The sequence below is a fragment of the Capnocytophaga sp. oral taxon 326 str. F0382 genome (assembly GCF_000318295.1).
GTDB classification, from domain to species: domain Bacteria; phylum Bacteroidota; class Bacteroidia; order Flavobacteriales; family Flavobacteriaceae; genus Capnocytophaga; species Capnocytophaga periodontitidis.
On the sequence record NZ_KB291436.1, the window covers coordinates 71,065 to 81,922 of the forward strand.

Here is a 10,858-nt window from a genome sequence, read left to right on the forward strand (position 1 = left end):
TTCGTTTAGAAAGGATAGTTGATACCAAAGTTAAACACCGTTTCTTTTATTCTGAATTTCTTTATCCAGCGATCGCCTATAGGTTCAGCAGGATCATAGGTAGGAATACCCATATCGAGGCGAATGACAAAGAAATTGAAATCATAACGCAAACCTAAACCTGTACTCAACCCTACATCTTTCAGTGATGAAAAATTCTTAAATTTATTTTCTTCAAAAGGTGTGTTATCGGCAACATTCCATATATTCCCCACATCGGTGAAAAGAGCGCCTTTGAGTGCCCCTAAAATAGGAAAACGATATTCAAGATTGAGAGTAATCTTCATATTTGCCTCGTTGTAGTCCAAAATCGACTGACTTGACCCTGGACCTAAACGATAGGCTTTCCACCCGCGGTTATCGGTAGTACCTCCCGCAAAATAACTCTGTGAAAACGGTATATTATCGGAATTACCATACGGAATTGCCACTCCTAAGAACGAACGGAATGCCAAAGAACTTTGTTTGCCAACAGGAAAGTGTTTGATAAAATCGACCTCAGCTTTGGCATATTGGGCATATTCCACCCCAAAGAGTTTATTTTTGGTACTCCCATCGGTATTCACCACTTTATAAGTAGCTGTAATAGCATTGAGCAAACTGCCTGCTCCTTCTATTTTGAAGCGGAGTTGAGAGAAATTGCGTTCAAAAAACTGTGATTTGCTATTGATGATATAAGTAAAACTACTCGCCACGATAAAGTCGTTGTTAGTAATACGGTTATATCGCTCCAAAATACCGAATAAAGGCAACGCATCATCAGGTTGAACAGTTATTGTTCGATTAAAAATATCTTCTAAGAAATTGAATGTACCTTCGCTGGGGGTAAGATTTCCTCTGCTATCTACATATCGGCTGCCTAAGCTATATTTACGAGCGATATCGTTCAGCTTTTCATACGTACTTTGGTAAATATTGAAAAAGTTACCAGGGTTGATATTGTTCACATATTGTACGTTTATCAAATCGAAAATGACCTTATTCTTTTGGTTACGCGGATTCCACACATAGCGCAACAAGCCCGAAGTAGTGCGTTTGTCGAGCCCTATATTTGTTTGATAGCTCATACCTCCTTGCAAAATAGTTTGAGGGGTCATATAGTACGGAATGAGTTTGCGAGTATTCAGTGGGAAAACGATAGAAGGGAAAATGAGGCGGATATCACCACTCACTTCCGAGGTATTGAAAAATCGCGTATCTTTGAGTGTAGGTTGAGAGGCAAAAGTACCTTGGAAGTTCAGTTCTAAAGTTTCAGCCCCTCTAAATATATTACGCGCTGCAAACGAAGTACCTATCCCAAAACCAATGGCTTCAATTTCCGAACGCTTCACTTCATTAGTAAGGCGCAGTGAAAATCTATCCATAGACGATAGGTAGATATTCGCATCGAGTTTGTTTTGCAAGGTATCATTGGCAGCGTATTTAAACTCCATATTGGGGTAGCGAAACACGCGCAAGTTATTGAACTGACGATAGGTATTACCGCGTTCCACATCGGAGTAGACGGCCCCTTTCCGCAGCCCTGTAGCGTGGTACAACACGCGCGGACGATAGCGAAGTTTGCCTTTGTAATAAATAAGCATATCGCGATACTGCAAAGAGTCCAAAGTACTCTTATCTACCTTGCTGTCATAATCGGTGTAGAGGCGTATTTTATTGATGTGGTGTACTTTGTATTTTTTGGTGGTAATCACATCGCCATCGCGTTCTACAAGGTCGCCTATATCGGTAGTTACCTGCAATTTAGTATCTTTTTGGGCGGTAACTGTATCACGCACAATTTGGAAGTTGATAGAACTCTGCTGAAAAGTGTAAAAACCATTGTTGCGGAAAAGTTCGTATAGGCGTGAACGCTCGTTGCTAAAATCGCTAAGCTGATAAGGCGCCCCCGATTTGAGGAAAGTTTTTGATTTGTGCAATTGGTAAACCGAATCAATTTCGGGAGAAGTGATTTTCGTTTTGAGGCTATCCAAATAGTAACGCTCGCCCGTGGTGATGTAGTAGCCTACTTTAGCTTGTTGTTTTTCTTCTTTAGGAAGAGGGAAAATGCTATCGGTTACTTTGTTGTTGAAATAGCCTATACTGCGGAAGTACGCTCCCAATTGTTTGGTAGATTTATGTACGCGGGCTGTATCAAGCACGGCAGGAGCTTCGCCTATACGCTGCAATTGGTGGTCGATACCCGATACTAAAAACGATTTCTGGAGTCTGCCCACCTGTTTTTCGGACAAGAATCCTTTGAGAAAACGATGCCAACGCGGGTGTGTATCAATCCATTGAGCGAAGTCTTTTTCGGCATTAGGATTGCCCAAATTGTAGATATACAAACTGATGGGCATTCCTAAAATATACGAATTAGGCTTTTGTAACACAAAATTGTTTATCTTTGCATCGTCGGTTTTAGAGCCATTCACGTACACGAGATTTTCTCTGAGCAAATGGCGGTCTTTAGGCACACGCTTGGTAGCATCACACGCGCTGAGTGCAATGGTTAAGACGAGTAGCATACCGATAAGGCTTAGTGGGGAACGCGTATTTCTCACAAGTTTTTGTTTTTAGGGCTCAAAAATACACAATTATTTTATGCTTAGCAAAAATCAACTCAAATTAATTCAGAAACTACAACAGAAAAAATATCGCAATGAGCTGAATCTCTTTATAGTAGAAGGGAAAAAGAGCATCGTGGAATTTCTGCAAGCAGGCTACCGATTGGAACTGCTCATCGCCACCGAAGTGTTTACCGAAGCTCTTAGCAATCACCCTATCACGCTGGTGAGCAAAGAGGAATTGAGGAAGGTAAGCGCCCTCAAAAACCCTGATGAGGGTTTGGCAATTTTTCACCAACGCAAGCAAAAGGGCATACTGCAAGAGGGGGTAATTCTCGCTTTGGACAACGTACAAGACCCTGGTAATTTAGGTACACTGATACGCCTCTGCGACTGGTTTGGCATCGAAACTTTAGTCTGCAACACCCAAACCGTAGATTGCTATAACCCCAAAGTAGTGCAAGCCACTATGGGTTCACTTACCCGTGTAGCGGTGCATTATGTAGATTTAGCGGGATTTTTAGCTACTTGTAGTCTGCCCGTATATGTAATGGATTTAGAAGGTGAGAGCCTCTACACTACCGAATTTCTCAAAAATTGCATACTTATCTTAGGCAATGAAGCCAATGGGATAAGCCCCGAAGTGCGTGCCTTAGCAAATAAGGCAATCACTATTCCGCGTTTTAGCAAACACCAACAAACAGAAAGCCTAAATGTAGCAATGGCAGGAGCGATTGTTTTAAGTAAGGTAAGAGGTAAGAGGTAACAATTAACAATTAACAGGTAAGAAATATGATAGAATTACTATTTTTAGTTGTATTTGCGATATGCTTTATACTACTCTTGCGTAAATATGTGCCTATATGGCAGATTATCATAGCGGAATTTTATTTTGTTACATTTTTACTATTCCTTTTATTTTCAGGAGAGGAACACCCTTATTACGAAGCGATTGACCCTGCTGGACTTGAAAGTTATGAGTTTATTGCTTCCAAACACAGACTGATATATATAATATTTTTTGTGTTGTATCATATTTCCCTGCTACTACTTTGGTTTCGCAAATCAGCTTTACCCCCACTAATTTTAGCATTGGGATTGTGTGTGCTCTATATAGGGTTGTTTTTCAACGGGATACTCATCTTGCAACTTTTAGGCTCACAAGAAGGTAATGAAATTTTAGTTTGCTTCCCTACTTTCAGTCTGTTAGTAGGTTTAAGCATCATCATTCGCACGCTCTACGATTTGCCTAAAAATCTATCTTTTAGCCCTTCTAAACACCAATGGCTCAACGAGCTGAACAAAAAACTCTCTACCAAAAGTGCGCTGTTTTGCTCCTCGGTAATAGCTATATTGCCTGTGTTTGTACTCGTCACCTTAGTACTGATGCTCTTTGGAGATGATTACGATGCTGTGAGCAAAGCACTGACAGAGACTACTACTTGGGGGTTCTCACAACACGACCACCCGCCGCATCTACCCCACCAAGGGCATTACCTTTGCACTGTAGCTGCCTGCGGAAGTCCGCAATTAGTAAAACCTTTGCGCTGGGGGATACGGGGCAAACAGCGCATTATCGTAAACCGACAGTTGCAAATTGCCAACGCCTTTGAAGAACTCATCGCCGACCTCTCCCCTACCCTACACCGCTTTATACGCAAGAACTATGACCGCTATGGTTACGACCTCTCTAAAAAAATCAAAAGTCGCTGGGCTTCAAACCTCACTTATATACTGATGAAGCCCTTAGAATGGGGTTTTCTACTTTGTTTATACACCTTTTGCTTACGACCAGAGGAGAAGATTAGGAGGCAGTATTCTTTACAATTAACAATTAATAATTAATAATTAACAATGGACAGATAACAATGAAGAGGTTAGAGGATAGGGTGTAAAGATTTAATTATCAACCATTAAGTATAGTTGATAGAAATATTACAAATAAAAAACAGTTAAAAAATTTGCGTATATACTAAAAAAGTAGTATCTTTGCAACGCAAAACAGATTAAAATCGTTTTGATGGTGAGTGACGAGACTTCGGGTCTCTATACGCACACACCCCCCCGGGAGGCAAATTGATGGTAATTCAATTTGCCTCCTAGTTATTTTAGCCTATCTGTTTTAAAGGATATTACTTTTTTCCTGTGGGTAATAATAGTTATACACTCAATATTACTTGCTCTCCCTTGCTTAAATGAAGCTTTTAAAGCATCGTAAACATCACGATTAGACTCTAATTCTTCGGGGAAATGTATAATTAGCTCACTTACATTCTGTCTATTAGCCTCTTTTAGTGCACTTTGCGTAACATTCTTCCCATTGGTACTTTCTGCTACTTTTATATCTACATACCTTAGGTTTATCAAATTAAATGCATCAGGATTTTTCTGTCTATCTTGAATTACAGGTAATAGGCGATACTTCCTCCCATTATCAGCTAAGATTTTCAAAGCCTCAATATTCTTGTACTTTTCGGTTTTACTTTGAGTACCTTCATTAAATTTCTCTACAAGTCCGCCATTGATAGTCTCGTACATTACACTAAAAGTAATATCTTTATACCTCTTTCTTAATACAATATGGCTATAGGTGGTAAGGTGGTGTTTCATTTTTATAAAGTTTGTAGGCTCACATTTTTTCTAAAAGATTGAGACGCAAAGGTAATAATAATTTGACAATTAGGAAAGTTAGGACAATAAAAAAAACCACCACTGAGCAGGTAAATGCACAACGGTGGTTTTTGTTTGATTATTACTAAACACCTGACACCTGATTAAGGTTTAGCCTTTATAAGACTCGCATAACAGGGGAGTGCTTGAAAGTGATCAAATTATTTACCTTCTACTAAGTTTTTTAGCTTTTCAAATTCTTCGTCGTTAAGACTTTGTTTATACAATTCATTCACTAACCAAAGTCCGCTTTCTCTAATCTTTTCATTAGGAGAATAACTGCCTAACCAATTTTCAGAAGGTTTTATTTCACCTGCTTTTGCAGCATTAGAAAGGGTAGAAATGATTCTGCTCTCCCAGAAAAGTCGGTCGTCTTTAGTTTTTACTTCAAATACTACAAAAGAGAGGTTTTGCTGTATATATTCACTAATTCGCTTTTCTAAAGCTTTTTCAAAATTTACATCCAACAAGTGTGTATATTTTTGTTTACCTTCCCTTGAGGTAGTATCGTATTCCCATTTTTCAGCATAAGAGTGATGAGGATCATCTTTACGCAACAGACTACGCCCTATATTTTTTCTAAAAATACTTCTATTCTTATTCTCTTTTACAAAATGTTGTTTTAAGCGAGAATAGAGTTGGTTATCTCCTGTATGGGTACCTACTCTGATGATTCTATCACAATCATTAAATTTTTCACCTTTCTCAAAGATAATATAAATACCATTAGTAGGAATTTCGTTCTTATTTGCTTCAAAAGGAAAAGTAAAACGCTTTTGTGCGTTAAATAACTGATGTAATTGTACTACTAATGAGTTCATTTTAAGCTGTTTTATTCGTTAGAAACTGTAGCCGTTCACCTATTTTCATTCCTTTTAAGGGGAGTTCGAGATGTTTTAGGTGAGATTGGATAGGTGTGAGGTAGTTTTCTCCTGCCAAAATCACAAAAGTATCTTTTTCTAAATTTGTCACTTGTTTAAGTTGCTCCACTACTTTCTTACCCCATTCTGTTCTTTCCTTTTTACTCATAGTGTTGAGAGTAAGGTTATATGGGGCGGTTACTTTATCAAGAGGGAGCAGATGATGTAGTGCCGATAATATGTAAATAGCATCGGGTTTTAGCTTTTTAGCATAAGCTAAACTTTTTACAAATAAAGGGCTTTGGTATAGCTCCTCTGCTTGCATAGGCTGAGGAGCTTTTTTTGAAACACAAGAGATTAGTACTATTTTCATCGGCTTACTTTCTTTTTACGGAAATAAATAACAGCAAAAACAAGAAAAGCTATTGCTATAAGTATTCCAAGTGTTATAAGTATTACATTGCTATTAGCTTGTACAACATCAAACAGCCATCTCCATAACATAATAAATGGCATAAATAAAACCCAAACTATTAATGCTACTATTCCTCCTTCAACAAGTGCAGCAAAAAACTTTTTCTTAAAAAGCTTTCCTGCTCTCATATTATACCGAGCCAATGGATGCATATTTCCTTCATAGTCAATCCAAGTTAAGATAAACATAACTAATGCTAAACCTACAGCAACAAATCTTACCACTGAATCGTTCTTGTCAAATAATGCAAGTGAAAAAGTTAAAACCAAATATGCTATTACTGCACAAATTATTATTTTTTTTGTTGACATATTATTTTTTTTATTTAAAACAACCCCTTTTTCTTTCTTCCTTTCTTTTTGCTTGTGCCAAATAGGGCTCCCAATAAAGTTGCACCTATTTTGCGTTCTACCCCTTGGCGAGAAGTAGGCACTCCTATTCTGCGAGAGGCTTTACTGCGGAGTGCTGTAAGTCCTACAGCACGTTTCCACGAAAAAGAGAATCCTGTTCCTTTTAAAATACTGCTAAATAGTCCCATAAGTTGATTATTTAATATTAACTTTGCCTAAGTTTGGAACTCAGGCAAAGTTGAAAAAAAGTGTGTATTGCTATTATACTAATTTTTTAATAAGTCGTGACAATACGCCGCCTTTCTTTTTATTTTTTTCTTTGGCTTTACGGGCTTTTTCCATTCTTTCGGCTATAGCTTTTCCTTCTTTGGTACGAAGGTCTACTTTACCGTCAGCTTTTCTTTTTACCCCGCTTGAAGTTGTAGTTTTCTTGTCGGATTTTTTAGCTGCCTTTTCTTTTTCTTTTTTAGCAGCTTCACGAGCTTTTTTTGCTCTTTCTACCATTTCTTTGTATTCAGTAGTTCTTTTATCTACTTTTCCAGTTGCTGTTTTTTTAAGTGCCATAGTTAAAAAAATTAAGGTTATACATTAGGCTTCGATTTCTAAATCATCAGCTTCTTCTACAAAATCGTCAAACAATTCGCTTGCTTTTTCATCGTCTATGCCAAGTAGTTCAGCAAAAGCAAAATAGTTTTCCATCTCGTCGGCAGTAATCACACCATCGGATGCTAATACTTGCAGGCTAATAAGCAATGTAGCTTCTTTTTCACCAGCTTTCACAGCTTTAGCAGCTTCCTCGAGATAAGCATCGAAATCGTCATCGCTGAGTTTTTCTATTTTTTTGAAAGCTGCCTCTACTTCTTTTTGTAGGTCGTTGAGTTCGAGTTCTTCAGCCAAATCGGCTACACATTCTTGTGCAATTTCATCGTAGGCTCCTTGTGCAGTTGCAGCAGCAGCAATAAAAGGGGCAATAGTTTTTGTTTTAATTCCCATAATATTAGAATTTTTTAAGTGTTAAAAAAATGTTTTATTTAAGTACGATAAACTCCACACGTCTATTTTCATCGGAGTTGGGGGTATTAGTGTTTTTTGTTTGCTACTTCCAAAACCTTCATAGCTGAGGCGACTCTACTTTTTGTACTTCTTCAGTAAGAGAAATGGTTTGAGTAGCAGCAGGTTTTTCTTATTTATTGGTTAATAAAAAATAGGCGATTCCTGCTAAGAGTACTAACAATACAATCCACACCCAAAAAGGAATTCCTTTTTTACCACCTTCATAAGTGATTGCATACCCTACTTTGTAGTTAGGGTCGGTTTTAGAAAGGTCGCCTACTTGAGCTGTGATACCATATTGTTCGGCTTTTTGTTGTAGTTTAGCAAGGCTGGGAGCTGTCCACATTTTGCAGAAAGCGATTTTATTGCCTTTTACTTTTAACCATTCACCATCTTGAGTAAAGCAAGCTTGGTCTTTTTCAAACCATTCATTTCCTGCTTTTTTCTCAGCCTCAAGGTCTTTAGTAGTGTAGAATAGTTCACCAATACCTGCATCGGGACATACACTACTTTTTGCGAATATTTGTTTTAACTCACTTAGAGTTGTACTAGGGTACATTTCTAAATAAGCAGCAATAATACCAAGGGCTGTTCTGTTCTGTGTTCTTCCTGTTACAAGAGCTTTTTTTGCCATTTTTATTTCTTTATTTAGTGTTAGTATGTTTTAGTGTTTTTTTTAGAGAGTGCCTAAAAAATAGACACTCTCTTAGAAATCAGTTCTTATCGTAAAGCTTCAATTACTTTTTTACCGAACTGTTGAGTGTTCCAAGCCTCGTCGTACTTAATTTTGTACTTAGCAGCTACGGTACGCAAACCTTCTTTAGTACTACCTTCAAACTTGCTTCCACAGATAACGGTACCTTTGGCATCGGTATACACACAGTAAGTTTCATCGGCAATAGCAGGAGCTCCACCACCAAGGGCATCAATTATTTTTTTGCCAAACTGACGAGTATTCCAAGATTCGTCATACTTGAAGTTGTTTTCATCAGCGATTTGGCGCAAAGCACCTTTAGCATTTTCGTAGCGGTCGTACACGTCGATAGACTTGTTGTCGTAGATAGCCACGATATACAAATCAGTAGCTACCAATTCTTTGTATTGCTTAATCATATTATAAAAATTTTAAATTGTTTACTTGTTTATTTTTTTCTTGCTTTTTCGCGAGCAAGACTTTCTTTAGAACGCTCTATTTGTTTTTTGAGACTTTCGATAGCACGGTCGTGAGAAGCGGCTTTATCTACTTTAGTCTTTTTATAAGAAGCTTTACTACTAGGAGAAGAAGCTTTTTTTGCCATATCGCCATAATAAGCATTGTCCTTCTTCTTGTTTTCTTTCTCTTTGGCTAATCGCGCTCTGAGGTCGATGATTTGTTTTCTGTAATATTCTACTGACATTATTTATTATTTTTCGGTTTCTGTTGTTATCTTTTTTCAGGGGCAAAAGTATAATCGCTCCAAAAAATACGAAAGTCCAATTTTGTACAATTGTGTATAAATTTTCTGTACAATTTTGTACAGTTTGGTGTTTTTTGTGTATATTTGCACCCTTATTATAAATACTTGACGTGGAAAATGACAAATGATTTAGCTACTGATAACGCTTATAAACAACACATTAACCGCTTACAAAACGAAGTAAACCGCTCCTTTGGAAAAACAGTTACTTCTATAGCTGACTTTGAAGAATTATCGGAAAAAACGCGTCTATCTACCCAAACCTTGCGCCGCTTCTTTGGAAAAATCGACAAGGAGAAACAACTAAGTATTACAAGTCTTGACCTGATTTGTAACTACATTGGTTTTGCCGACTGGCAGAGCTTTTGTAACAACACAACCCCTGCTACCCCTACACAACTGCGCGAGGTTATCAACTCTTTCTACGACACTATTGCCTTCTCGGGCGCGAGTTTTTTCGACGTTAAACTGCGTGACACTCACGAGGCTTACGCTCCTATCATTTTGAATGATTTGCCTTATGCCTATTCGTTTTTGGAACGCTATAAGAACACTCCAAAAATCACTCAGTCGCTTTACCCTTGGTTCCCGTACTACGATTATATGGCTCAAGCGAGTTATGTTCACCTCATCGAAACCTATCTCGCCACTCAACCTTTGGAACACTTGAGAGTATGCCAAAATTCTTTTCTTGCTTATGGGGTATTTTGCAGTACAAAATGGGGGGGGGGAGATTTTGTAGAAAAATATACTGCAGAAGCTGATAAATACATTGAATCGGTATGGCGAGATTATCCTGATAGTTTCTTTCATTACCCTGAAACGCGCTATACCATAGCCAAAGTAGTATTGGCTTACTTGAACAACAATGAACAAGAAGCGATTCGCGTGGCTGAAGCTGCTTTACATCGCAACCTACGCGCCAAACCCTTACACGTGTTTGATGAGGAATTTAACACTCCTGATATCCTCATTTCTAAACTGTGTAATGCCCTTATATGGATGGGGAAAGTGGATTTTGCAATAGAGATTTATAGTACTTTTAGCGAAGAACTTTTTCTAACGAAAGATCCTGTAGAAAATATGTCGCAGCGTTTTGTGTATGAGCGCGACACTCAATTTGCTGCCCAAACGGTGGATATGTTGCGTTTGTTTGACCCTTCTATTCCTGAGCTTGTTTCTAAACGTCAGCCACATTGGAAAACGAGGGTATATGAAGAAATTCAGCAACTTCTCATCGATTTGAAGCGCTGTAAAAAAGGAGAGTTAAGCAAGCGTTTGACCTTAAAAGAGCGCTTGCGCACCCTTGCTAAGCAAACCAACTTCGGAGTCATAGAAAATTTGATACAACTATTCCAATAAAAAAATGCTCAGTATAATCCGCAAAACGAAATGTACCAATTTTCAA

At 38.0% G+C, this 10,858-nt stretch carries 14 protein-coding genes; 3 read left to right on the forward strand and 11 right to left on the reverse strand.

Going from position 1 to position 10,858, the window contains the following annotated elements; all coding sequences use genetic code 11:
• Positions 1-5: 5 nt before the first annotated feature.
• Positions 6-2,546, reverse strand: coding sequence for a BamA/TamA family outer membrane protein (locus tag HMPREF9073_RS10765; protein ID WP_009413784.1), 2,541 nt, complete (start codon positions 2,544-2,546; stop codon positions 6-8).
• A gap of 76 nt (positions 2,547-2,622) precedes the next feature.
• Between HMPREF9073_RS10765 and HMPREF9073_RS10770 the strand changes: the two genes are divergently transcribed.
• Positions 2,623-3,351 carry an RNA methyltransferase gene (locus HMPREF9073_RS10770; protein ID WP_009413785.1) on the forward strand — a complete coding sequence of 243 codons (729 nt, stop codon included), beginning with the start codon at positions 2,623-2,625 and terminating at the stop codon, positions 3,349-3,351.
• A gap of 26 nt (positions 3,352-3,377) precedes the next feature.
• On the forward strand, positions 3,378-4,430 hold the full coding sequence (locus tag HMPREF9073_RS10775) for a DUF6688 family protein (protein WP_009413786.1): 1,053 nt from the start codon (positions 3,378-3,380) through the stop codon (positions 4,428-4,430).
• Between the two features lie 258 nt (positions 4,431-4,688).
• On the opposite strand, the gene HMPREF9073_RS10780 is transcribed toward HMPREF9073_RS10775, so the two are convergent.
• From HMPREF9073_RS10780 to HMPREF9073_RS10825, 10 genes are all read right to left on the reverse strand, one after another.
• The gene (locus tag HMPREF9073_RS10780; RefSeq protein ID WP_009413787.1) at positions 4,689-5,195 is read right to left on the reverse strand and encodes a hypothetical protein; all 507 of its coding nucleotides are present in this window, start codon (positions 5,193-5,195) and stop codon (positions 4,689-4,691) included.
• Positions 5,196-5,416: 221 nt separating this feature from the next.
• Positions 5,417-6,076, reverse strand: a complete 660-nt coding sequence (locus HMPREF9073_RS10785) for a hypothetical protein (protein ID WP_009413788.1) — start codon at positions 6,074-6,076, stop codon at positions 5,417-5,419.
• Position 6,077: 1 nt separating this feature from the next.
• Entirely contained in the window at positions 6,078-6,488 is a 411-nt protein-coding gene (locus HMPREF9073_RS10790) for a DUF6884 domain-containing protein (RefSeq protein WP_009413789.1), read from the reverse strand.
• Positions 6,485-6,901 carry a hypothetical protein gene (locus HMPREF9073_RS10795; RefSeq protein ID WP_009413790.1) on the reverse strand — a complete coding sequence of 139 codons (417 nt, stop codon included), beginning with the start codon at positions 6,899-6,901 and terminating at the stop codon, positions 6,485-6,487. Before HMPREF9073_RS10795 ends, HMPREF9073_RS10790 begins: the two co-directional genes overlap by 4 nt.
• A 14-nt stretch (positions 6,902-6,915) precedes the next feature.
• The gene (locus HMPREF9073_RS10800; protein WP_009413791.1) at positions 6,916-7,128 is read right to left on the reverse strand and encodes a hypothetical protein; all 213 of its coding nucleotides are present in this window, start codon (positions 7,126-7,128) and stop codon (positions 6,916-6,918) included.
• Between the two features lie 73 nt (positions 7,129-7,201).
• Positions 7,202-7,504, reverse strand: a complete 303-nt coding sequence (locus HMPREF9073_RS10805; RefSeq protein WP_009413792.1) for a hypothetical protein — start codon at positions 7,502-7,504, stop codon at positions 7,202-7,204.
• 24 nt (positions 7,505-7,528) lie between these two features.
• Entirely contained in the window at positions 7,529-7,933 is a 405-nt protein-coding gene (locus HMPREF9073_RS10810) for a hypothetical protein (RefSeq protein WP_009413793.1), read from the reverse strand.
• Between the two features lie 190 nt (positions 7,934-8,123).
• Positions 8,124-8,627 carry a hypothetical protein gene (locus HMPREF9073_RS10815; protein WP_009413794.1) on the reverse strand — a complete coding sequence of 168 codons (504 nt, stop codon included), beginning with the start codon at positions 8,625-8,627 and terminating at the stop codon, positions 8,124-8,126.
• An 86-nt stretch (positions 8,628-8,713) separates the two neighbouring features.
• Positions 8,714-9,106, reverse strand: a complete 393-nt coding sequence (locus HMPREF9073_RS16010) for a hypothetical protein (protein WP_009413795.1) — start codon at positions 9,104-9,106, stop codon at positions 8,714-8,716.
• Positions 9,107-9,135: 29 nt separating this feature from the next.
• Positions 9,136-9,390, reverse strand: coding sequence for a hypothetical protein (locus HMPREF9073_RS10825; RefSeq protein ID WP_009413796.1), 255 nt, complete (start codon positions 9,388-9,390; stop codon positions 9,136-9,138).
• 177 nt (positions 9,391-9,567) lie between these two features.
• Here HMPREF9073_RS10825 and HMPREF9073_RS10830 point away from each other — a divergent pair, with 177 nt between their 5' ends.
• Positions 9,568-10,812, forward strand: coding sequence for a hypothetical protein (locus HMPREF9073_RS10830; RefSeq protein ID WP_009413797.1), 1,245 nt, complete (start codon positions 9,568-9,570; stop codon positions 10,810-10,812).
• The last annotated feature ends 46 nt before the right edge of the window (positions 10,813-10,858 follow it).

Bases quoted from the DNA above. Each gene is read 5' to 3' on its own strand.
- HMPREF9073_RS10815 (WP_009413794.1), bottom strand. From the start codon at position 8,627: ATGGCAAAAAAAGCTCTTGTAACAGGAAGAACACAGAACAGAACAGCC.
- HMPREF9073_RS10810 (WP_009413793.1), bottom strand. From the start codon at position 7,933: ATGGGAATTAAAACAAAAACTATTGCCCCTTTTATTGCTGCTGCTGCA.
- HMPREF9073_RS10770 (WP_009413785.1), top strand. From the start codon at position 2,623: ATGCTTAGCAAAAATCAACTCAAATTAATTCAGAAACTACAACAGAAA.
- HMPREF9073_RS10775 (WP_009413786.1), top strand. From the start codon at position 3,378: ATGATAGAATTACTATTTTTAGTTGTATTTGCGATATGCTTTATACTA.
- HMPREF9073_RS10800 (WP_009413791.1), bottom strand. From the start codon at position 7,128: ATGGGACTATTTAGCAGTATTTTAAAAGGAACAGGATTCTCTTTTTCG.
- HMPREF9073_RS10785 (WP_009413788.1), bottom strand. From the start codon at position 6,076: ATGAACTCATTAGTAGTACAATTACATCAGTTATTTAACGCACAAAAG.
- HMPREF9073_RS10780 (WP_009413787.1), bottom strand. From the start codon at position 5,195: ATGAAACACCACCTTACCACCTATAGCCATATTGTATTAAGAAAGAGG.
- HMPREF9073_RS10795 (WP_009413790.1), bottom strand. From the start codon at position 6,901: ATGTCAACAAAAAAAATAATAATTTGTGCAGTAATAGCATATTTGGTT.
- HMPREF9073_RS10765 (WP_009413784.1), bottom strand. From the start codon at position 2,546: ATGCTACTCGTCTTAACCATTGCACTCAGCGCGTGTGATGCTACCAAG.
- HMPREF9073_RS10790 (WP_009413789.1), bottom strand. From the start codon at position 6,488: ATGAAAATAGTACTAATCTCTTGTGTTTCAAAAAAAGCTCCTCAGCCT.
- HMPREF9073_RS10830 (WP_009413797.1), top strand. From the start codon at position 9,568: ATGACAAATGATTTAGCTACTGATAACGCTTATAAACAACACATTAAC.
- HMPREF9073_RS16010 (WP_009413795.1), bottom strand. From the start codon at position 9,106: ATGATTAAGCAATACAAAGAATTGGTAGCTACTGATTTGTATATCGTG.
- HMPREF9073_RS10805 (WP_009413792.1), bottom strand. From the start codon at position 7,504: ATGGCACTTAAAAAAACAGCAACTGGAAAAGTAGATAAAAGAACTACT.
- HMPREF9073_RS10825 (WP_009413796.1), bottom strand. From the start codon at position 9,390: ATGTCAGTAGAATATTACAGAAAACAAATCATCGACCTCAGAGCGCGA.